We start from the raw sequence: 20,912 nt of genomic DNA on the forward strand, positions 1-20,912 counted from the left end.
AAAATTAAATTAACAAAAAGAAAATGCTTTCATTTTTATGTCCAGTTTACTTCAATCTAAATAGCTGATATAGGAGGTTGTTTCAATGATATTTGAATCCACTTATAGACGTAAAGCTTTAGATAAATGGGAAAGTGAACAAACTGAACTAAAAGAAGAACTGAAAGCAGGCTTTGAACAGAGTAAAAAAGTAACAAAAAATCCCTTAACCCTTGCCATCACTGCTTTTTTAGCTTGGTTTTTTCAGCAGTAGGCAATGATTTAGTGCATCACCATGTGGAGCGGAGATTATTAATAATGAATATCAAGTATAAATAACAAATAGATAAGAGGGCTTGTTTACGCGATTGTAAGCAAGGCTTTTTATTTTTTTTGGAGAAAAAAGGTTGCAAAAAAGCTGAATAAATGATATTTAATGGTATGCTGTATATAATTTAGAAGAGAACACCAAAGTTTGCTTATAGGAGGAAAGAGTACATGAATTTGATTGATTTTTTGTGGGCGTATATTTTAGTTTTTGTTCTAGCCGCTATCCCATTTTTTGAGGTGGCTACAATTATTCCGATTGCCATATTGGCAGGATTACAGACGGGGCTGGTTCTTCTGTTCGCTTTGTTAGGAAATTTACTGACTGTGGTATTAGTCATCATCTTTGTAGATAAGATTAAACAGTGGAGAGAAAAGAGAGCACGAAAGAAGATGAAAGAAGAATCACCACAGCAAATGATAGAAGGAGAAGGGGGAGAGGAAGGACAAACAGAAGCTGTTGACCTTGAATCGAAACGTTCAAAAAGAGCAAGATCTGTCTGGAAGAAGTATGGATTACCAGGATTAGCCCTTCTAGGTCCTCTGCTCATTGGGAGTCATCTGGCTGCCTTCCTCAGCTTAGTATTTGGCGGCAGCAAAAAAGCAACGACTTATTGGATGACAGGCAGTTTAGTGCTATGGAGTTTGCTTTTAGCGATATTTACCCACTTTGGTTTTGATTATTTTGGTGATAGAGAATCAGGCGGGTTCTTAATCCGTTTGTTTGAACAACAAGTAGACTAAACCTGTGGTCTAAAGAAAATAAACAGTGAATTGTTAGAAGATGTAAGTTTTTCTTCTGAAATTAGTGTATAATGTTGAATATTGACATTTAGAATAATAAAGGAGCTGTAAAAATGCGTGAACTATTTTCAAAGCCTATGCGTGTAACCGAGATATTAGATTCTATTTTTAGAATTTATAAAGGACACTTTACTAAGATTTTTGTGACCATGTTGATTATCTTTGGTCCTCTTACTCTACTATCTAGCTTTATAACTTATGGATTCAGCCAACATTCTATCATTCCTGATCTAAATACTTTTACATCAGGTGAATCGTTTTTAGAAGGGTTAAGTGGTTTAGAGAATGGGATGCTGGAAGGGATCACACCAGCAAGGCTGGCAATGCTTTTTATCCTGATGCCTATTCTATTTTTAATCGCCTTTCCAGTAGGAGTAGCTATGATGGTTCATATGGTAGGAGCCATTAGAAACGGAGAAGATTTTACCTTTGGCGAAGTATTCCAGAAATCCATTCGCCGTCTAGGGGCTCTGATTGGAAGCTCTATCTTATACGGTCTGATGGTCATTGGGGTGTACTTGGCTATTATTCTTGTCTTTGTCCTCCTTTCTTTCATTGTTGGAGCGGGATTATTTGGTATGTTTGAAGGCTCCGTTATGGCAGGAATACTTGGAGCTATACTTTTGGTAATTTTAGGTATTGTCTTTTTGTTTATTCTTCCCCTGCTTCTTCTGATGCGCTGGTCCTTCTATATCCCAATTGTGGCTGTTGAGAACCAAGGGATTGGAATTGGGCGAAGCTGGCATTTGACGAAGGGAAATGTCTGGAGATTGTTAGGGATTTTTATTGTTATCTATATCATCACATCTATTTTCCAAGGAGTTGCATCACTTATTTTTACTTTGCTTCTTCAGATGACCATTGTTGGGCAGATTGTACAGGTATTGATCGATCTCCTAATCCTTCCGATTAGCTTGATCGCTTATGCTGTCCTTTATTATGATCTCCGAGTTCGAAATGAAGGCTCTGATCTAGATGAAGCTTTGGCAAGAAGCTATTCTGCTCATGGAGAAACACCTGATTATTCTAAAGATGGAGAATGAATGAACCATGAATGAATCAACCACGCTGGATCAGGATAGAGAAATACTCAGAGAGATCCTATCGCGAGATGAGTTTAAAGCTTATCACGAAACGGAAGGTACGAATTTTTTGATGCAACTCATTTATGACGTGCTCAAATGGTTTACGAAGACCTTCTTCAACTCCAATATGGATCCGATCAATACTACCTTTCTTTCGATCATTGCTTATGTGATCGTTGCTCTAATCATTGTCGCCTTTATTGGAACGATTTATTGGTTTGTTAAACAAATGGTACGTCATAAAAGCTTACAAAATAAGTGGCAGTTAACTAACGCCGAGCTTTCTTTACACTTCACAGACTATATAGAGAAAGCTAGGGAAGCGGAACAAAAGGGAGATTATAGAGGAGGATTACGATTCCTCTTTCTCTCCTTTCTCTTTTTTCTACATAGTAAGAAATGGATACAAGTAGAGAAGTGGAAAACAAACTGGGAATATGTCGATGAATTAAACAGGAATCGACCTGCTTATGTGGATTTATTTAAAGAAAAAGCACGCTTGTTTGAGCGTGTCTGGTATGGACAAGAAATTCCCACACAGGACGTGTTCTTGACATTTTTAACGGAATTAGAGGAATGGATAGAAAGGGATGAGGCAGATGAAAAGGCTCAATAAGTGGCAAATCGGTTTAGCCATTTCACTTCTTCTCTTTTGTGTATTTGGCTACTTTTTGCTAAAACCAACCGCACCTGCCTTTCGACCCTTCCTATCGTTTTCCCCTGCAATAGATGGAACCAAAGGACTCACCATGTACCTAAAGGAAAAGAACCACCCTGTTAAGGAGTGGAGGCAGTCATGGAGATTTCTACCGCAGAAAGAGGATCAGCTCTTACTTCTAATAGAACCTTATTCTTTAGAAGGTATGGAGGTAGAAACCATTAAGGAATGGGTGGCTCTTGGAAATGATTTGATTGTTTTTCATAGTAGTCCCGTGCTGTGGGAAGAGGCACAATTTGAAACAGAGGAACAGCAAAAATGGTCTAGTATAATAGAAGGAGAAAAGCTGGAACCAACGAAAATCAAGCATTCTGAGAATATGGATTTGACCGTCTTAGCACCACCTTCCAGACGACTTCAGCTTGCAGAAGACCGGACGCCACTTCTTGTGGATGACAGAGGGGCAATGGCTTTCTCACGTTCAATTGGTGAAGGAACGATGCACTTCTTTCTTGTACCGGAGTGGATTACGAATGAACATATTCTCACTCACTCACATTTTGACGTGATTTGGCCCTTCTTTCAAAAAGAGTGGTCGGTTATTTGGGTAGATGAGTACCATCATGGCTATCAGTCGAAGCCGGGATTACTTGCAGTATACCCAGACTGGCTTATTTTCGCTTGTGTCCAGTTGATACTCGGTATTTTAGTCTGGCTTTGGTGGAAGGGAAAGCGATTTGGTAGAATACTAGTCTTGCGTGAATGGAACGTGAGAAGAGGAGATGAAACCTTATTAGCTACCGCGAATTGGTATGGAGTGAAGAAGCTGACAAAGGATGCCCTGCTGCATCAAGAAAGATATCTGTATTATTTATTGCATCAAAAATGGGGAATTCAAGCCTCAAGCTCAATGGATCAGATTTTAACAATGGCTGAGCGAAAATGGGAGAAGCAGCAGGTAGACGAACTTCATCGCGTGCTACGGATGCTAGAGGAGCGCAAGCAGTCGGTTAGCTATGCAACAAAGCCATTTTTGCAGGACAGTGTATCAATATCTAAAGTAATTCAACGTTTGGAGAAGGAGTGAGAGAGATGGAAAGAGTGTTAACCAAAATGGACTCCATCATTTTTAGTCAACAACAAAATATAAGGCTGATGCTGGCATCTTTCCTAGCCGGTGGGCATGTCTTACTGGAGGGGGTACCAGGCTTAGGGAAAACTAAAATGGTGAAAACCATGGCGACATTATTGGGCGGACAATACAAGCGTATTCAGTTTACACCAGACATGATGCCGAGTGATGTGACAGGAAATATGATTTTTAATATGAAGGAAAATCGATTTGAAACGATTAAAGGTCCTGTATTTACAAACTGGCTGCTAGCGGATGAGATCAACCGAACCCCACCCAAAACTCAAGCGGCACTGTTAGAGGCAATGGAAGAGCGGCAGGTCACCATCCATGGCGAAACCTATCCGCTGCCAGATCCTTTTTTCGTTATTGCCACTCAAAATCCGGTTGAGTATGAGGGGACCTATCGTTTACCTGAGGCTCAATTAGATCGTTTCTTTTTTAAGATTATTATTGACTATCCCACACTAGAGGGAGAGAAAGCCATCCTTTCATCTTATACACCTTATTACGAGAAAGCAGAAAGCAAGCTAGAGGAGATCTTTAGCATTGATGATTTACGAAGCAAGCGTCAAGAGCTGGAAAAGGTTGTGGTAGAGGACTCCATCATCGACTACATCACCTCTATTATTAGAAGGACGAGAGAATCCAATCGAATTCAATTGGGTGCGAGCCACGTGCCAGTATTGCTCTCTTAATGGCAAGTAAGGCATGGGCTTTACTTGAAGGGCGCGATTATGTCACCCCTGATGATGTGAAGGTGATCTCTTTACCTGTTTTGCGACATCGTATTATTGTCACACCTCAAGTAGAACTGGAGGGAGGATCAAGTGACCAAATCATCAAAGAAACGTTGGCCTCTATTCCAGTTCCTCGTTAATAAGATTGAAAATTTTATTGTTCCTACCAAGCGTCTTATTATCTTGCTGCTTGGTGGAATGATTTTCATCTCGATCGGCGCTTTTTTTGAAGGAGGTCTTTATTTATTAGTAGTGTTTAACGGTCTTATTCTTCTTCTAAGCTGTATTGATCTCTATATGCTGCCAAAGCAGAAGCAGCTTCGCATAAATAGGCATTTTCCTGAAAAGGTAGATGTAGGGGAAGAAATTGAGGCGGCAATTGAAATCATCAATGAATCGGGTCAGCCTCTTTCTTTTTCCGTGACGGATGATTTCCCAATCGAATTTGAGCATCCGGGAATAGTAGAAGGAAGTTTGACCAAGCCATCGACGTACGTTCAATATCAGGTACGTGCCAAAGAAAGAGGACAATTTCAGCTCAATTACCTGTATTTTCGTTATTGGGGTGGATTGGGACTATGGATGAAACAATCAAAAATAGAACAAACGCATGAAGTGAAAGTTTATCCAGACCTTTCATCTGTCAGAGGATATCTTGCTTCAACGCAGGAAGAACTGATTTTAGAGGGCAAGAAAGTGAATAGGAGAATAAGAACAGGGTCTGAATTTAATTCTATTCGGGAATATGTGCCTGATGATGACCCTCGCTTTATTAACTGGACAGCTTCTGCACGACAGCATAAACTGATGACGAACGTTTTCAGCCTGAAAAAGGGAAAAGTGTCACCATTCTTCTAGATTGCGGAAGGATGATGGGAGTTGAATTAGAAAACCAAACCAAATTAGATCGAACGATCGAAGCTGCTTGTATTCTGGCAACAGTGGCATTACGCCAAGGAGATCAAGTGTCACTTATTGCTTTTTCTGATCAGATAAAAGCCTATGTTCCCTTTGGGAAAGGAATGTCCCATCTTAACCTTATTTTAGAATCGATCTATTCTCTCAGTAGTGATTTTGTAGAGTCAAATTATCAAATTACCTTTGAAATGCTTCAAAGGCATCATAAAAAAAGAAGCTTTATGGTATTGTTTTCGGATATGGAAAACTATCTATTTGAAAAGCATTTGGCTCCAACGTTGAGCAGATTTAGAAGACAGCATCTTCTTTTGTTATTGTCCTTAAGGGACCCCGTCCTATATCAATGGACCCAGAAGCACATTGAGAGTTCACAAGATGCTTACATTAAAAGTCTAGCTTATAAATTTTCAATGGATCGCCATGAGTACACAACAAAAATGGCTAGCAATGGCATCCGTGTGCTCGATGTCCCTGCTAACCAATTGGCTTTATCAACATTAAATAGTTACTTAGAAGCGAAAGCGCGCGACATTTTATGATCTCGCAATGATTTATAATGTTGTGACAGACCGTATAAATAGTACATCACAAGGAAGAGAAGAGTACTGATAGCAAAAGCATACTTTGCTTCTAAAGAAAGCTGTGATGGGGTAATATATCCCTCAATGATTCCCGCAATGACAAACAGAGGAATCGTTCCAAGCAAAAGCTGGAGGGATTCGAGCGCCGAGATACGTAATTGCTTGAATCGAGGATAGGAACCAGGTACGAACATCCTGTACCCCATATAAAGTCCAGCTCCACCCGCGATAAAAATAACCGTTAATTCAATGATTCCATGTGGCAGAATATAGGCCCAAAAAATATAGCTTTTTCCTGCTTGGTGAAAGACGGCGGCTAAGGCTCCGACAATTAATCCATTATAAAGCATCGCGTAAATCGTAAAGAGCCCGAAAGTGATTCCCCCGACAAAAGCCATAATCGCTACTTTGATGTTATTAAGCATAATAGCGGAAGACATTAAGGGATTACTAATCTGGTCATGTCCTTCACCTACGCGGTGAGGGTCTACATTTTCGGCAATTTGAGCAGGTAAGATCACATACACATTTAAGGGGTCTTGTTGAACCGCAATATATCCTGACAAGGCTCCAATGAAAAAAAGAAGAAAAGCAAAGAGAATAAAAAGATGTCTTTTTCTGATTAAAGTAATGAAATATTCTTTGAAGAAGTAAGCTAGCTGATGCTTACTTTTAAACTGTTCTTTATATAAAATATGATGTGCTTGAGTGATAAGTTCATTCAAATAGATCGTAATCTCATCCGTTGGAAAATAGGTTTGTGCATAGGAAACATGGGTAGAGATTTGCTTGTAGAGAGAAGTAAGCAGGTCAATATCCTCTGCGCTTATTTCCTTCTGTTTCTTTTGAAATTTATGTATGAGGGTTTCTAACTGAGACCAAGTTTCCTTGTTCTCCTTGATAAAAAAAGATAGTTTCAATAGTGCCCTTCCTTTCTATTAATGAAATTCTACATTACACACGAAGGAGTGATGATTTCATGACTCAACATTGGCAAAATAAAACAAGCGTTGTCACCCCTGAACATGTACAGCTCCAATTTAAAACAGCAGGGATTGGGAGTAGAGTTGCCGCACATGTGATTGATGTACTCATTATTGCAGTGATTAGTATTGTCGCCTATATTGCTCTTCTTGTTACAATTTTAACATATGATGGAGCAGAATGGATACAAGGATATATCATTTCGATCGTTCTTATTGCTCTAGCAATACTTCTAGTCGGATATTTTATCATCATGGAATATGCCAATGGAGGACAGACCGTAGGGAAAAAAGTAATGGGAATCCGCGTGATTCAAGAAAACGGTCAGGCATTGACATTCCTTTCCTCTGTCTTACGTAACTTCTTTCGCATTATTGATATGCTGCCAAGCTTTTATTTCTTAGGTGGCTTAGTTTCTTTTTTTCATTCCAAGGAAAAAAGAATAGGAGATATGATAGCTGGAACCATTGTTGTTTTGGATGAGGGGAAAATCCGTCAAAAGGACAAGGAACAAAAAGAGAAGCTTTTACAGAAAAGGGCAGCTACGATCCCCACTGAATGGTGTCTGACCGAATATCAAAAGCAGCATATAAAAATAGAGGATTGGAAATTGCTGAATAGTTTTATCGAGAGACTGTCTACCTTAACCAAGGAGAAAGAAGAAGAGTATAGCAAGACGATCGCTGCACATTTTATCAAAGTTCTTGATTTAGAGTATTCTTCCAAAACAATGGAAGCATCGACTTCCTTTCTATTAGCTCTGTATCAACAATTAAAAGATGAATGGGAAGTATAACAGAAATAGAACAGCCAGATCCTCTAATGGGAGGAGCTGCTGTTCTAATTAATGATTTCTGTATTTACTTACTACTGAGTAGACCTACTGCTTCGAGAGTACATTAAGGGCTTGATTTGCTTTTCGAAGCCGATTAATGTCTAAGCGGATCAACATAGAAATGAGGAAAGCGACGACAAATAGCATAGCAAAAATAGTCAGTGTTGCTGTATAGCTATTTGTGGTTTCTCTGATCCATGAAGCAAGTAATGGTCCTGCTAAACCAGCAGAAGCCCAGGCTGTCAAGATATATCCATGGATCGCTCCTAATTGCTTTGTTCCAAATAGATCACCAATATAAGCAGGAATGGAAGAGAAACCTCCACCATAACAGCTCATGATTAAGAAAATAGCGATTTGAAAAGCGATGGCAGTGGTTAAGGATGGGAGTAACATAAAGGCTGCGATCTGAATCAGGAAGAAGATGGTATAGACATTGGGTCTGCCGATATAATCAGAAATCGTAGCCCATCCGATCCTTCCTAATCCATTAAATAATCCCATCAAACCTACCATGCTGGCTGCTGCAATAGTAGACATTCCAGCAATTTCTTGTGCCATTGGAGAGGCAACAGAGATGATGGCAATACCACAAGTAACATTTATAAATAACATAATCCATAATGCCCAAAAACGTTTTGTTTTGACCGCTTCATTCGCAGTAAGCTGAGATAAATCTTCTTTGACTTGTACTGTATAAGGTGAGTTTTCCTTACTTGTGGCAGCAGCTGGTGCCCATCCCTCTGGAGGAGCTTCTAGATAGCTTGCTGCTAAAATCATCACACAGAAATAGACGGCTCCTGCAATGAAGAAGGTGAGCGATAAACCGAGTTGATCTATCAATCTAGCAAGAATAGGACTACTAATCAGAGAAGCAAAGCCAAATCCCATAATGGCTAGTCCAGTCGCTAACCCTCGTCGATCGGGGAACCATTTCACCAAGGAAGAAACTGGAGTGATATAACCGATCCCCAGCCCAATTCCTCCAAATACACCATAAAACAGATAAAGCAGAAGTAAGGATTCAGCCATAATAGCCAAACCAGATCCTGCAATTCCGAGACCGAAGAAAGTAGCAGCGATGATACCTGATCTTCTAGGTCCATATTTCTCTACAAAATGCCCCATAAAGGACGCTGATAACCCTAAGAAAAGAATGGCGATACTAAAGGTCAGTGAAACTTCTTTCAGGCTCCATGAAAATTGATTCATTAAAGGCTTGGTAAATACACTCCAAGCGTAGACAGAGCCTATAGAGATGTGTACACCAACAGCAGCAAGAGCGATGAACCAACGATTTTTTATTTTTTTCATACGTAATCTCCTCTGTTTATAGACGTAGGAATCAAGTAGGAGAGATTTGAGAAGATAACAGCTTTGATACTCGAAGAACTTCCTCATCAGATGGAGGAACGACATGATCTAAGGTATAAGTGAGTCCTAATTCTTTCCATTTGTAGACGCCCATTTGGTGATAGGGCAGGACCTCCACTTTTTTTACATTAGATAGAGATTGAATAAATCGAGCTAAGTCATTCAGATCTTTCTCATCGTCAGTGATGCCGGGTACCAATACGTGTCTGATCCACACATCGACTTTCTTTTCCGAAAGGGTACGAGCAAATTGCAGGATTTTTTGATTGGCTACTCCCGTTAATTGACGGTGCTTATCCTCATCCATTAGTTTAATATCTAATAATACGAGATCTGTATAGTGTAATAATTCATCTACGCCCTTGATCTGTTCTATGTTTCCTGTTAAACAGCCTGCTGAAGTATCAAGAGCTGTATGAATTCCTCGTTTCTTACATTCTTTAAAGAAATGCGTAATAAACTCAAGCTGAAGAAGTGGTTCTCCTCCACTAACCGTAACTCCTCCTCCAGAAAACTTCATATAAGGGGCGTATCGTTCAATACGATTCATGAGTTCCTCTACGGATATTTCCTGACCACCTTGAAAGTCCCAGGTATCTGGATTGTGACAATATCTGCAACGTAGTAGGCATCCTTGCATGAAAATGACAAATCTGATCCCTGGACCATCGACAGTCCCACATGTTTCTATAGAATGAATACGCCCTTTCATAGTGAATCTCTCCTTTGATCTATCTAGTAACCGTTACACCTTTTCGTGGAACGTTCGCGAAATGACATCTAATTGTTGTTCTTTTGTTAGCTTGATAAAGTTAACGGCATATCCAGAAACACGAACGGTTAGCTGAGGATACTTCTCAGGATGGTTCATAGCATCTTCCAGTGTTTCTCTGTTAAAGACATTCACATTAATATGGTGCCCTGTTTTACTGATATAACCGTCAAGAATAGCACTTAAATTTTGGTTTCGTGTTTCTTCTTCTCTTCCTAATGCTTTAGGAACGATAGAGAAGGTGCACGAAATACCATCTAATGAATCTTCATAAGGAATTTTCGAGATGGAGTTCAAAGAGGCGATGGCACCGTTACGATCACGTCCATGAAGCGGATTCGCTCCTGGGGCGAATGGAGCACCAGCTCTTCTTCCATCAGGTGTATTTCCTGTTTTCTTACCGTAAACTACATTGGATGTAATGGTCAATACAGATAGTGTAGGAATCGCGTTTCGATACGTTTTGTGATTTCTTAGCTTTTCCATAAAGGAAGTAACTAGGTAAGTTGCAATTTCATCAACACGGTCATCGTCATTCCCAAATTGAGGATATTCTCCTTCTACTTGATAATCGACAGCTAAACCGTTCGCATCTCGTATGACTCTAACCTTAGAGTGTTTAATGGCACTTAGTGAGTCTGCTGCAACGGAAAGACCCGCAATTCCGCAAGCCATTGTTCGAACAATCTCCTTATCGTGTAATGCCATTTCAATACGCTCGTAGGAGTATTTATCATGCATATAATGGATCACATTTAATGTATTGATATACAAGCCGGCTAACCAATCCATGACCTTCTCGTATCTTTCCATCACATCATCATAATCCAAATATTCATTTGTGATTGGTTCAAATTTAGGACCTACTTGCATTTTTTGTTCTTCATCAATTCCACCGTTGATGGCATAAAGCAAGGCTTTCGCTAGGTTGCTCGTGCACCAAAGAATTGCATTTGCTTTCCAATTTTCATTGCAGATACACAACAAGCAATCCCATAGTCATCGCCAAATTCAGGTCTCATAATGTCATCATTTTCATATTGAATGGAACTTGTATTAATCGACATTTGAGCACAATAGATCTTAAATTTCTCTGGAAGCTCAGTAGACCAAAGAACAGTTAAGTTTGGTTCTGGAGCTGGACCAAGATTATCTAATGTATGCAGAAAGCGGAAAGAATTCTTAGTGACTAGCGGTCTGCCATCCATCGTCATTCCACCGATTGATTCTGTAACCCAAGTAGGGTCTCCACTAAATAATTCGTTATACTCTGGAGTTCTCAGGAATTTAACCAATCGAAGCTTCATAATAAAATGATCGATAAGCTCCTGTGCTTCTTGTTCTGTCAGCTTGTTTGCTTTTAGATCTCTTTCGATATAAATATCTAAGAAAGTAGACACACGCCCTAAGCTCATGGCTGCTCCATTTTGTTCTTTGATAGCAGCAAGGTAAGCAAAATATAGCCACTGAATAGCTTGAACTGCATCCTGCGCTGGATTGGAGATATCGAATCCATAGCTGGCAGCCATTTGTTTTAATTCCTGTAAGGATCTAATTTGTTCTGTTAGTTCTTCGCGATCACGGATCACTTCATCTAACATTTGCTCGTTATTTAATCCTTCTAAATCTTTCTTTTTCTGTTCAATTAAGAAGTTGACACCATATAGTGCCACGCGTCTATAATCGCCGATAATTCTTCCACGACCATAGGCATCAGGTAAGCCCGTAATAATTCCTGCTTTTCTCGCTACTTTCATTTCAGGAGTATAGACATCGAAAACTCCTTGATTGTGAGTTTTGCGATAATCAGTGAAGATTCTTTCCACTTCAGAGTCGAGAGTAAATCCATAAGCTGAACAAGCATCTTTTGCCATGCGAATACCGCCGAAGGCTGAACTGACCTTCTAAGTGGGGCGTCTGTTTGAAGACCCACAACTGTTTCTAAGGCTTCATCTATATATCCAGGTGCATGAGAAGTAATGGTAGATACAGTCTTGGTGTCAACATCAAGCACTCCACCATTTTTTCTTTCCTGCTCAAGTAGTTCTAAACACTTATCCCATAATTGATTGGTTTTGGAGGTAGGACTCCAAGAAGGAGGAATCTCCTTCATAAGGGGTCCAGTTAAGTTGAATGAAATTACGTACATTGATTTCATCCATCCATTTACCTGTTTTAAATCCTTTCCATTGATTCATCTTTTCTCACTCCTTTTATTCTTTTCCTTTCACTCCGTTGTAAGCATTGCGGTAGATTTGAGCAAGCTCAGTGACAAGTGGCATTTTCGGATTAGCTGGAGTACATTGATCTTCAAAAGCACGATCTGCCAGAAGGTCTACTTTTGCTTCAAATTCTTTTTGATCAATACCACATTCTGCAATGCTCATAGGAATATTTAATTCTGTAGCCAAGCCGATGATAGCATTGATTAAGCTCTCTACACCTTCTTCAACTGTTTTCGCAGGAAGGCCTAATGCTTTAGCAATTTCAGCATATTTTTGATCTGCTACAAAGTATTCATATTTAGGGAATGCAGCAAATTTTGTCGGCTTTTGAGCGTTAAATCGGATGACGTGTGGCATTAAGATTGTGTTTGCTCTACCGTGTGCAATATGGAACTCTGCTCCTAATTTGTGTGCTAAGCTGTGATTTATTCCTAAGAAGGCATTAGCAAATGCCATTCCAGCTATCGTAGAAGCATTGTGCATTTTTTCTCTTGCCTTTTCATTCTGACCATTATGATAAGCTTGAGGTAGGTATTCAAAGACAAGCTGGATTGCTTTGATGGCAAGCCCGTCAGTGTAATCATTTGCCATATTTGATACATACGCTTCAATCGCATGGGTTAAAACGTCCATTCCCGTATCAGCAGTGACTGTTTTCGGAAGAGTAAGCACATAATCTGGGTCCACGATTGCGACGTGTGGAGTTAGCTCGTAATCGGCTAATGGATATTTCGTACCGCTCTCTTTGTCTGTAATAACAGAGAAGGAAGTCACTTCAGATCCTGTTCCAGAAGTGGTTGGGATCGCAATAAATTTAGTCTTTTCACCAAGCTTTGGATATTTGTAGATACGTTTGCGAATATCTAAGAACTTTTGCTTAATTCCTTGGAAGTCAACATCTGGATATTCGTAAAATAACCACATTCCTTTAGCAGCATCCATTGGTGATCCTCCACCTAGTGCAATAATAGCATCCGGCTGGAATTTCATCATTTTCTCTGTCCCTCTCATGACAGTTTCGAAGGATGGATCTGGCTCTACATCAGAGAATACTTCGACTTGAACAAGATCAGATCTTTTACGCAGGTAGTATAATACGCGATCAACATAACCAAAGCGAACCATGTCTTGATCTGTAACGATGAACACTCTGCTGATATTAGGCATTTTTTCTAAGTATTTCGTAGCACCTTTTTCAAAATAGATTTTTGGTGGAACTTTAAACCATTGCATATTATTTGTCCTTTTCGCTAATCGTTTGACATTAATAAGATTGACCGCTGATACGTTTGACGTTGTAGAGTTGGAACCAAATGTTCCGCAGCCTAAAGTCAGTGAAGGCATGTATGCATTGTAGATATCACCGATGGCTCCTTGAGAAGATGGTGAATTTACAATTAAACGACCTGTTTTAAGGCGACGTCCAAATTCGTGAATGACTTCTTCATTTGTAGAATGAATAACAGCTGAGTGACCCATTCCACCGAATTCGACCATTTCTTCTGCTCGACGAATTCCTTCCTCTGTACTATTTACTTTAAAGAAGGCAAGGACAGGACTTAATTTTTCACGAGATAGTGGATTTTCTGGACCTACTGCGTTTAATTCAGCAATCAGGATTTTTGTTCCTTCGGGTACTTGTACATCTGCCATTTCAGCGATTTTAGCTGCTGGAAGTCCAACGATTTTTCCGTTTACGGCACAAGTTGTAGGATTAATGACAAGTCCTTCTACTTTTTTAATTTCTGCTTTTGAAAGGAAATGACAATTATTTTCCTTCATATAATCCTTTACTTCTTGATAAATTTCTTTATCTACGATCACAGCTTGTTCTGAGGCACAAATCATTCCGTTGTCGAAAGTCTTAGAAAGAATAAGATCTGTTACGGCGCGCTTCACATTGGCTGTTTTCTCAATGTAGCATGGTACGTTACCAGGACCTACGCCAAGGGCAGGCTTACCTGTACTGTAAGCCGATTTAACCATTCCAGAACCACCTGTTGCCAAGACAATAGCAATTCCAGGATGATTCATTAAGAGCTGGGTTGCTTCAATAGAGGGACTAGCGATCCATTGAATACAATGTTCAGGTGCTCCAGCTTTAACGGCAGCATCTCTCAGTGTTTGAGCAGCTTCTACGCTACTTTTTTGAGCAGAAGGGTGAAAGGCAAAAATGATTGGGTTTCTTGTTTTTAAGCTGATTAAGGCTTTGAACATCGTCGTTGAGGTTGGGTTGGTCACTGGAGTTACACCTGCTACAATTCCCACAGGCTCGGCAATTTCAGTGATTCCTTCATATTTGTTTTCACCAATAATACCAACTGTTTTGTTGTACTTAATATTGTGATAAATGTACTCAGTAGCGAAGATGTTTTTGATAATCTTATCCTCATATACTCCTCGACCTGTTTCCTCATGTGCCAGTTTGGCTAATTCCATATGGCGACCTAATCCGGCTAGTGCAGCTTGTTTAACAATTTCATCGATTTTTTCTTGATCTAACTTCATATACTCTGCACTTGCCTTTTGCGCGTTCTCCACCAATTGGTCAATTGTCCGTGATAGAGTGTTCTCTTCCGTATTTTGCTTTTGTTGTATGGCCATCTCTCATTCCTCCTAAGCTTTCTATATATTTCTTTCACCTTAACTATACTAATAGTGTGACAGGGCTAATGTGATTTGCGTCACTAAAAAACAGGATAATGTTACTAATTTGTGAACTGTTTCACAAATTCATGTTGTTACATAGATCATTGAAGTCCTTTTTGTTTCTTTGTTACACTGAAATGTATTCAGTTATTTTTTGAACTCATCCTAAGTGTTCCCCCTTCCTTTTTAGAGTATGTTCTTATGAACCATATGGGATTAATTGTGTTCTCTGGATTTGGATTAAAACCATCTAGATCAATGTGATCAATATACAGAATTCGAAATTATCCAAAATCTTTTTTGTCTTTTCTAATCATCTTTAGCAATTAGGAAATAAAATAGAAAATAAAAACAAGTGTGGTTGTTTGGGGACAATGATTTTTACTGTAGTTCATTTTTTCCATCATAGGTCAAATGCCACACACATACTGTGATGTAAATCACTATGTCCGAAACTTATTTTTGCGCACAAAAAAAGCTGCCATTATGCTTTAATGGCAACTTGATAATCTTGTAATGTTTTAATCGAATAAATAAAGGTTACATCTATCTTATGTTCTAAAAACTGAGAACTGCTAATCCCTTGCCAATGAATCTGACTGAGTATTTCTAGAGGGTTCTGATAATTTCTTTTTAACATGGTTTCAATGGCTTGTAGACAAGACTTGTCATACACAGCATGGTAGGGATTTACCTTATTTTTAATCATGGGGATGACAGCGTCGAATTCTTTCTCTTGTTTTACATCATATAAGAACTGAGCCGCTCGTGAACAAATAAAAGGCATATCTGAATTGACCATCCACAAATGATTGTATGTTGATAACGAAAACGCAGCATGCATCCCGCTTAAAGCTCCTTTTCCTATAGAAGAGGAGGTGATAATCCGAATTTTTTTATCTAGAATAGGAAGGTAGACCATGGGTTGGTTCGTAACTAAGATAATTTCTTCACAAATTTTAGACATCTCTTTAATTTGGCGTTCAATGAGTAATTCTCCTTCAAAGGGGAGAAAGCCATTTACCGGGAAATCTATATTTTGAGCGCGATCCCAATCTAAGATCACTCCTGTAAGCATTTTGAATCACCTCCTTAGCTCAACTATAAAGGGCTTCCAAATAGAATTCTGTAATTTACATCACAGAAAATAGGAAAAAATGCTCTCATAAGTGTGATTTTTGTCACACCTTTTCTTCGTGGAATCTGATATTATAGTTACAAAGAGCAAAAGGAGGTATTTTATAATGAAAGATACCCAAACGACAATGCAATGTCCGTACCTTGTGAAAAACACCTCTTCTTTTTCACAAGATAACTTTAATAAATTAGAAACGATTATGTATGAGTTGAAATCTCCTGCAAATATGCATTTATTTCGAGAGGGAGATGTAACAGATAAGTTATATTATGTGAAGCAAGGTCAGATTAAGATCACCAAACCTACTGAAGATGGCAGAAACCTGGTCTTATATCTGTTCAAAGAAGGAGATATGTTTGGAGAAATCTCAAGCTTTGGAGAGTTGAGATATTCTTTTAATGCAGAAACCATGACTGATTGTGTTCTTGGGGTGATTCAGCAAAGGGATTTAGAGATCCTGTTATGGCAGCATGGTGATTTAGCTGTGGAGTTTATGAAATGGATGGGCTTGATGCACCGTATTACGCAGTCAAAGTTTCGTGATTTGATGCTTTACGGAAAAACAGGAGCTCTTTGTTCTACTTTGATTCGTTTGACGAATACATGTGGCAAAGACATAGGCACTGGAATCAAAATCGATCGAAGAATCACGAATAACGAGTTAGGAGATATGATTGGTGCAACTCGTGAAAGTGTTAACCGTATGCTGAGAGATTTGGCTAAGCAGGATATTATTACAAATGAATTGGGGTATATTACTGTACATGACTTAGAGTACCTAAGAGAAATCTGTCATTGTGAAAATTGTCCGAGAGATATCTGTCGTGTATAGAGTACCATACAAATATGCATATGAAATATGATAAAAATCACCTTAGGGAATGGAAATGTGAACCTATGGTGTTTTTTATTTTGTTCATATTTGAAAGGGCTGTCAAACTTTTTCAATCTTGTTCAACGAATAGGGGTTTGGTAGAATGAATGGAAGTTAGTATTTTGATTTTTTAAAAAACGTGATAGATGGAGGATCTAGGTAATGACACAATCGAATTCAGTGGTGTGTATTGGTGAATTATTAATTGATTTTTTTTGTACGGATATCAATGTGAGCTTGAAAGAAGGGGCTAATTTCCTCAAGCAGGCTGGCGGGGCTCCCGCTAATGTATCGGCGGCTATTGCGAAACTGGGTGGAAAAGCTGCCTTTGTTGGTAAAGTAGGAAGTGATCCCTTTGGTGAATTCTTAATCGAAACCATCGAACAGGCTCAGGTGGATACAAGTATGATTCTGAAAGATCCGAGTATCATGACGACTATGGCTTATGTGTCGCTTCAATCTAATGGAGAACGTGATTTTGTTTTTTCAAGGGGAGCGGATGAAAAACTATCCTTGGAAGAACTCGACATAGATAAAATCCAACAAGCGAAAATCCTTCATTTTGGTTCTGCCACGGCATTGTTAGGTGGTGAATCGGTTAAGACGTATTTTTCTTTAATGCAGCTAGCCAAGGAAAACAATCAGATGATTTCTTTCGATCCTAACTACAGAGACGCACTGTGGGCTACAAGAGAGAAGGAGTTTATCGAGTTAGCCAAGCAGGGAATAGCTCTAGCGGATTTTGTCAAAGTGAGTGAAGAGGAACTCTCTATCATTACGGGAGAACAAGACCTGAAGAAGGGTGTTCAGACATTGCATCAATTAGGGGGGAAAGTGATTACCGTTACTCTCGGTTCTAAGGGAACCTTCTTATCTAACGGAACGGAATCAACGACTGTGGGGAGTGTAGCGATTAAATCGATCGATTCAACGGGTGCAGGAGATGCCTTCGTCGGAGCTACCTTATACCAATTTGCACAAGAACAAGATCTTCCAGCGATATTCAAAGATTTTAGCCGCCTAGAACAGGTGATTCAATTTTCTAACAAAGTGGGCGCATTAGTTTGTACCAAGATGGGAGCAATCGCAGCTCTTCCATCTCATGAAGAAATTAAGGCACTGTAAACCGACCTAAAATCAATCATTCAAAAGGGAGGGCAGGAGTAATGAAGTATTTTATCCTTACTGGTACTTCGCGTGGCCTTGGGGAAGCGATGGCGAAACAATTATTGAAAGAAGATCATCATCTGATTTGTATCTCCAGAACGCTTAATCAATCGTTAATGCAACTAGCCGATCAAAGGGGAGTAGCCCTCAATTACTATCCGTTTGATTTATCTCAAGTGGAGCAGCTTGAGGAGTTTATGAAGGATGTTTTTCGTACAATTCCTATGGAGGAGATTGAAGCAATAACATTGATTAATAATGCGGGAATATTAACACCCGTTAAGCCGATTGAATATTGTAAATCGGAAGAAATTATTCAAAATATGAATATTAACCTTATTGCTCCGATGATTTTAACCTCTGCTTTTGTTTCTCATTTTCTTCACCTACCTGTAGAAAAACGAGTCGTTACTATTTCTTCAGGAGCTGGAAAGAAACCATACTTTGGCTGGAGCTCGTATTGTTCAGCAAAAGCAGGGGTAGATTTATTTACAAGATGTGTAGGAACAGAACAAGAGCAACAGCCATATCCAGTAAAAATGTTATCCATTGCTCCTGGCGTAGTTGATACGCAGATGCAGGTAGAGATACGTTCAACACAGAAAGAACATTTTCGAGATGTTGATCGCTTTATTGCCCTAAAAGAGGAGGGGCAATTACTGAGCGCTGATCAATCAGCCGAGCTTGTGTTGAAAGTGATGAATGAGGAGCAGGGGCAGGGGATGATTGTAGATATTCGCAGCAAGTAGTGAAGAAGCCAGCAAGCACGCTCGTGTGGCATGGAGCTGTTCCAAGGAGGCTATGATGTTCAAACACGTTATTTTTGACTTTGATGGTACCATTGCAGACTCAATCGATTTATCTTTAGTGATTTATAATGAGCTTGCTCAGAAATACCACTATAGAACCATCACGATTGAAGAACTGCGAGAAATGAATAACCTTCCTATAAAAGAAAGACTAAAAAAATAGGAATTCCATTATACAGGATACCGCAACTCATCCTTGAAACGATGGGACTATATAAAAAGAATATCCATTTATTAAAAACCTTTGATGGAATCAAGGAGGTACTCATCAAGTTAAAGAAAGAAGGCTATGTACTCTCGATTATTTCATCAAACTCAGTAGAAAATATTCAATCTTTTTTAACGAAACATAATCTCGATTATTTCGATCATATTGTGTCAGAAAAGAATCTATTTGGTAAACATAAATCAATGCACAGGTATTGTAGACAACACAAGCTGCGCCCTAATGATATCTTGTATATTGGAGATGAGATTCGGGATATTGAAGCCTGTAGACAAATACCGATCAAAATTATTTCAGTTGCTTGGGGCTTTGATTCACTGGAATTACTAAAGAGCAGAAGACCCGATTATTTGGCTAATCGACCAAGTGATGTGTTATCCATCATTAAGAGTATTTCGTAAGCATAATCAGGAAGCAAAAGCAGGGGATGAGAAATCCTTTGCTTTTGCTTTTTTTCATATGTTCACACTCAAGGGCGATCTTGTCTACGTCTTAGGTACTACTTCAAAATCGCGCTGAGGTTCGTTATGGAGTTCAAAAGAAATCGGTAAGATAAGGATATAAGAAAGGAGGTCATTCAAATGAAAAAATTTGGTCTATTTATTGTTGGAGCGATTGCAACCATCGTTGCCTTAGCAAATCTTGGTCCCATGATTGGACTGGGCATCACATTAATTCTTCTGTATTTTGTGGCAAAAGAGTTTCTCAAGACAGAAAGCGGAGTAAAGAAGGTGATGTGGGCAATCATCGGGTGCATTATTTTCGCCTTCACTGCTTCTAACATTCCGGCAGTGGTCGGTGTAGCTGCTGTCTATGTCCTCTATGTAGTTTACCGCAAGTGGAATCAAATCGAAGAAAAGCCCGTTGTTGAAGAAGAAAATGATCCATTTACTAATTTTGAGAAGCAATGGTCAGAACTAAAACAACTCTAGAAATGAACGGAACATAATTTTTATACAAGAAGAAAAAAATGAAGTAAAGGGGAGAAGAAAAATGAGTATATTTTCAAGAATAAAAAATGCGATATCAGCCGATTTTCACGAGGTATTAGATCAAAAAGAGCAGAAAAATCCAATTGCCCTGCTTAATCACTATCTTAGACAAAGCGAGCAGGAAGTAGAAAAAGTACGCAAGCTTGTAGAACGTCAATATAGATTGAAGGAAGAATTTACACGCGAGCATCGTAAGGCGCAAGAATTAGCTGAAAGAAGAGCAAAACAAGCAGAAGTGGCATCTAAAGCGGGTGAAATGGAGCTTCATCATTATATTGTGGAGGAACAAGCGCAGCAGGAGCAACGTGCAGCCCGCTTGAAGGATTCTCTACAACAAGCCTCTCAACAGCTTACTGCGCTTGAGAGAAAGTATGATGAAATGAAAAACAAATTAAAGGATATGTATATCAAACGTATGGAGCTAATGGGAAGAGAAAATATTGCTCGTGCTCAGCACCGTATGAACCAGGTTCTTGATACTGTTGATGAAACCAATCATTTCTCTAAATTCGAGGAAATTGAAAATTATTTAGAAAGAGTGGAACATCAAGTGAACTCTTCCTATTATCGCAATACCATCGATTCCCGAATTGCTCAATTAGAAAAAGAGATTCAAAAAGGAGAAAGTCATTCTCTTTCCTAG

Annotated in this window: 22 protein-coding genes and 2 pseudogenes; 16 read left to right on the forward strand and 8 right to left on the reverse strand. The window is 39.2% G+C overall.

All coding sequences use genetic code 11. The features are described 5' to 3' along the window. Window positions 1–85: 85 nt before the first annotated feature. The 8 genes and pseudogenes from JCM10596_RS29530 to JCM10596_RS30245 all read left to right on the forward strand — a co-directional run bounded on the left by JCM10596_RS29530 (window position 86) and on the right by JCM10596_RS30245 (window position 6,182). A complete protein-coding gene (locus JCM10596_RS29530) occupies window positions 86–253 on the forward strand; it encodes a hypothetical protein (protein WP_159102346.1) in 168 nt (55 codons plus the stop codon). 224 nt (window positions 254–477) lie between these two features. Further along, entirely contained in the window at window positions 478–1,050 is a 573-nt protein-coding gene (locus tag JCM10596_RS11280; protein WP_051541277.1) for a small multi-drug export protein, read from the forward strand. Window positions 1,051–1,163: 113 nt separating this feature from the next. Continuing rightward, window positions 1,164–2,153, forward strand: a complete 990-nt coding sequence (locus tag JCM10596_RS11285; RefSeq protein WP_025027223.1) for a hypothetical protein — start codon at window positions 1,164–1,166, stop codon at window positions 2,151–2,153. A 7-nt stretch (window positions 2,154–2,160) separates the two neighbouring features. Further along, on the forward strand, window positions 2,161–2,811 hold the full coding sequence (locus tag JCM10596_RS11290; protein ID WP_025027224.1) for a DUF4129 domain-containing protein: 651 nt from the start codon (window positions 2,161–2,163) through the stop codon (window positions 2,809–2,811). Beyond that, window positions 2,795–3,940, forward strand: coding sequence for a DUF4350 domain-containing protein (locus JCM10596_RS11295; protein WP_025027225.1), 1,146 nt, complete (start codon window positions 2,795–2,797; stop codon window positions 3,938–3,940). The genes JCM10596_RS11290 and JCM10596_RS11295 overlap by 17 nt, the downstream gene beginning before the upstream one ends. Before the next feature lie 5 nt (window positions 3,941–3,945). Continuing rightward, a pseudogene (locus tag JCM10596_RS25120) lies at window positions 3,946–4,865 on the forward strand (AAA family ATPase). Beyond that, on the forward strand, window positions 4,816–5,583 hold the full coding sequence (locus JCM10596_RS31660) for a DUF58 domain-containing protein (protein ID WP_439644827.1): 768 nt from the start codon (window positions 4,816–4,818) through the stop codon (window positions 5,581–5,583). Before JCM10596_RS25120 ends, JCM10596_RS31660 begins: the two are co-directional and overlap by 50 nt. 11 nt (window positions 5,584–5,594) lie before the next feature. Beyond that, entirely contained in the window at window positions 5,595–6,182 is a 588-nt protein-coding gene (locus tag JCM10596_RS30245; protein ID WP_439644828.1) for a DUF58 domain-containing protein, read from the forward strand. Here JCM10596_RS30245 and JCM10596_RS11310 read toward each other — a convergent pair. After that, window positions 6,149–7,144, reverse strand: coding sequence for a stage II sporulation protein M (locus JCM10596_RS11310; protein WP_025027226.1), 996 nt, complete (start codon window positions 7,142–7,144; stop codon window positions 6,149–6,151). The genes JCM10596_RS30245 and JCM10596_RS11310 overlap by 34 nt on opposite strands. A gap of 59 nt (window positions 7,145–7,203) precedes the next feature. Here JCM10596_RS11310 and JCM10596_RS11315 point away from each other — a divergent pair, with 59 nt between their 5' ends. Beyond that, window positions 7,204–8,004 (forward strand): RDD family protein, encoded by an 801-nt coding sequence (locus JCM10596_RS11315; RefSeq protein ID WP_025027227.1) that lies wholly within the window; start codon window positions 7,204–7,206, stop codon window positions 8,002–8,004. Between the two features lie 84 nt (window positions 8,005–8,088). Here the strand turns inward: JCM10596_RS11315 and JCM10596_RS11320 are convergent, their stop codons facing one another. The 7 genes and pseudogenes from JCM10596_RS11320 to mobA all read right to left on the reverse strand — a co-directional run bounded on the left by JCM10596_RS11320 (window position 8,089) and on the right by mobA (window position 16,141). After that, window positions 8,089–9,357 (reverse strand): L-lactate MFS transporter, encoded by a 1,269-nt coding sequence (locus JCM10596_RS11320; protein WP_025027228.1) that lies wholly within the window; start codon window positions 9,355–9,357, stop codon window positions 8,089–8,091. Window positions 9,358–9,388: 31 nt separating this feature from the next. After that, entirely contained in the window at window positions 9,389–10,129 is a 741-nt protein-coding gene (pflA, locus tag JCM10596_RS11325; RefSeq protein WP_025027229.1) for a pyruvate formate-lyase-activating protein, read from the reverse strand. A gap of 33 nt (window positions 10,130–10,162) precedes the next feature. Continuing rightward, window positions 10,163–10,675, reverse strand: coding sequence for a glycine radical domain-containing protein (locus JCM10596_RS31335; RefSeq protein WP_369345626.1), 513 nt, complete (start codon window positions 10,673–10,675; stop codon window positions 10,163–10,165). Continuing rightward, window positions 10,649–12,302: pseudogene (locus JCM10596_RS25130) on the reverse strand (pyruvate formate lyase family protein); the annotation flags it as partial. The gene JCM10596_RS31335 and the pseudogene JCM10596_RS25130, both read right to left, overlap by 27 nt. Further along, a complete protein-coding gene (locus tag JCM10596_RS31340; protein WP_369345627.1) occupies window positions 12,244–12,387 on the reverse strand; it encodes a hypothetical protein in 144 nt (47 codons plus the stop codon). The gene JCM10596_RS31340 and the pseudogene JCM10596_RS25130, both read right to left, overlap by 59 nt. Before the next feature lie 15 nt (window positions 12,388–12,402). Then, window positions 12,403–15,018, reverse strand: coding sequence for a bifunctional acetaldehyde-CoA/alcohol dehydrogenase (adhE, locus tag JCM10596_RS11335; RefSeq protein WP_025027230.1), 2,616 nt, complete (start codon window positions 15,016–15,018; stop codon window positions 12,403–12,405). Between the two features lie 529 nt (window positions 15,019–15,547). Then, on the reverse strand, window positions 15,548–16,141 hold the full coding sequence (mobA, locus tag JCM10596_RS11340; RefSeq protein ID WP_025027231.1) for a molybdenum cofactor guanylyltransferase: 594 nt from the start codon (window positions 16,139–16,141) through the stop codon (window positions 15,548–15,550). 166 nt (window positions 16,142–16,307) lie between these two features. Between mobA and JCM10596_RS11345 the strand changes: the two genes are divergently transcribed. From JCM10596_RS11345 to JCM10596_RS11370, 7 genes are all read left to right on the forward strand, one after another. Then, window positions 16,308–17,033 carry a Crp/Fnr family transcriptional regulator gene (locus JCM10596_RS11345; RefSeq protein WP_025027232.1) on the forward strand — a complete coding sequence of 242 codons (726 nt, stop codon included), beginning with the start codon at window positions 16,308–16,310 and terminating at the stop codon, window positions 17,031–17,033. A gap of 204 nt (window positions 17,034–17,237) precedes the next feature. After that, the gene (locus tag JCM10596_RS11350) at window positions 17,238–18,200 is read left to right on the forward strand and encodes a carbohydrate kinase family protein (RefSeq protein WP_025027233.1); all 963 of its coding nucleotides are present in this window, start codon (window positions 17,238–17,240) and stop codon (window positions 18,198–18,200) included. A 41-nt stretch (window positions 18,201–18,241) separates the two neighbouring features. Further along, window positions 18,242–18,991: a (S)-benzoin forming benzil reductase gene (locus JCM10596_RS11355; RefSeq protein WP_025027234.1), complete on the forward strand. Its 750-nt coding sequence runs from the start codon at window positions 18,242–18,244 to the stop codon at window positions 18,989–18,991. 55 nt (window positions 18,992–19,046) lie between these two features. Further along, window positions 19,047–19,214, forward strand: a complete 168-nt coding sequence (locus tag JCM10596_RS30805; RefSeq protein ID WP_159102347.1) for an HAD hydrolase-like protein — start codon at window positions 19,047–19,049, stop codon at window positions 19,212–19,214. A gap of 41 nt (window positions 19,215–19,255) precedes the next feature. Continuing rightward, window positions 19,256–19,678, forward strand: a complete 423-nt coding sequence (locus JCM10596_RS25135; RefSeq protein ID WP_051541278.1) for an HAD-IA family hydrolase — start codon at window positions 19,256–19,258, stop codon at window positions 19,676–19,678. A gap of 180 nt (window positions 19,679–19,858) precedes the next feature. Beyond that, window positions 19,859–20,209, forward strand: coding sequence for a lmo0954 family membrane protein (locus JCM10596_RS11365; RefSeq protein WP_025027235.1), 351 nt, complete (start codon window positions 19,859–19,861; stop codon window positions 20,207–20,209). A 61-nt stretch (window positions 20,210–20,270) separates the two neighbouring features. Continuing rightward, window positions 20,271–20,912, forward strand: a complete 642-nt coding sequence (locus JCM10596_RS11370) for a PspA/IM30 family protein (protein WP_025027236.1) — start codon at window positions 20,271–20,273, stop codon at window positions 20,910–20,912.

Source organism: Caldalkalibacillus mannanilyticus JCM 10596 (genome assembly GCF_000615945.1).
GTDB classification, from domain to species: domain Bacteria; phylum Bacillota; class Bacilli; order Caldalkalibacillales; family JCM-10596; genus Bacillus_AT; species Bacillus_AT mannanilyticus.

Excerpts from the sequence above, each read along its gene's own strand:
- JCM10596_RS11350 (WP_025027233.1), top strand. The coding sequence starts at position 17,238 with ATGACACAATCGAATTCAGTGGTGTGTATTGGTGAATTATTAATTGAT.
- JCM10596_RS31335 (WP_369345626.1), bottom strand. The coding sequence starts at position 10,675 with ATGGAAAAGCTAAGAAATCACAAAACGTATCGAAACGCGATTCCTACA.
- JCM10596_RS11345 (WP_025027232.1), top strand. The coding sequence starts at position 16,308 with ATGAAAGATACCCAAACGACAATGCAATGTCCGTACCTTGTGAAAAAC.
- JCM10596_RS29530 (WP_159102346.1), top strand. The coding sequence starts at position 86 with ATGATATTTGAATCCACTTATAGACGTAAAGCTTTAGATAAATGGGAA.
- JCM10596_RS11295 (WP_025027225.1), top strand. The coding sequence starts at position 2,795 with ATGAAAAGGCTCAATAAGTGGCAAATCGGTTTAGCCATTTCACTTCTT.
- JCM10596_RS11285 (WP_025027223.1), top strand. The coding sequence starts at position 1,164 with ATGCGTGAACTATTTTCAAAGCCTATGCGTGTAACCGAGATATTAGAT.
- JCM10596_RS25135 (WP_051541278.1), top strand. The coding sequence starts at position 19,256 with ATGGGACTATATAAAAAGAATATCCATTTATTAAAAACCTTTGATGGA.
- JCM10596_RS11315 (WP_025027227.1), top strand. The coding sequence starts at position 7,204 with ATGACTCAACATTGGCAAAATAAAACAAGCGTTGTCACCCCTGAACAT.
- JCM10596_RS11320 (WP_025027228.1), bottom strand. The coding sequence starts at position 9,357 with ATGAAAAAAATAAAAAATCGTTGGTTCATCGCTCTTGCTGCTGTTGGT.
- JCM10596_RS30805 (WP_159102347.1), top strand. The coding sequence starts at position 19,047 with ATGTTCAAACACGTTATTTTTGACTTTGATGGTACCATTGCAGACTCA.
- JCM10596_RS11365 (WP_025027235.1), top strand. The coding sequence starts at position 19,859 with ATGAAAAAATTTGGTCTATTTATTGTTGGAGCGATTGCAACCATCGTT.
- JCM10596_RS11355 (WP_025027234.1), top strand. The coding sequence starts at position 18,242 with ATGAAGTATTTTATCCTTACTGGTACTTCGCGTGGCCTTGGGGAAGCG.
- adhE (WP_025027230.1), bottom strand. The coding sequence starts at position 15,018 with ATGGCCATACAACAAAAGCAAAATACGGAAGAGAACACTCTATCACGG.
- pflA (WP_025027229.1), bottom strand. The coding sequence starts at position 10,129 with ATGAAAGGGCGTATTCATTCTATAGAAACATGTGGGACTGTCGATGGT.
- JCM10596_RS30245 (WP_439644828.1), top strand. The coding sequence starts at position 5,595 with ATGATGGGAGTTGAATTAGAAAACCAAACCAAATTAGATCGAACGATC.
- mobA (WP_025027231.1), bottom strand. The coding sequence starts at position 16,141 with ATGCTTACAGGAGTGATCTTAGATTGGGATCGCGCTCAAAATATAGAT.
- JCM10596_RS11280 (WP_051541277.1), top strand. The coding sequence starts at position 478 with ATGAATTTGATTGATTTTTTGTGGGCGTATATTTTAGTTTTTGTTCTA.
- JCM10596_RS11290 (WP_025027224.1), top strand. The coding sequence starts at position 2,161 with ATGAATGAATCAACCACGCTGGATCAGGATAGAGAAATACTCAGAGAG.
- JCM10596_RS31340 (WP_369345627.1), bottom strand. The coding sequence starts at position 12,387 with ATGAATCAATGGAAAGGATTTAAAACAGGTAAATGGATGGATGAAATC.
- JCM10596_RS11370 (WP_025027236.1), top strand. The coding sequence starts at position 20,271 with ATGAGTATATTTTCAAGAATAAAAAATGCGATATCAGCCGATTTTCAC.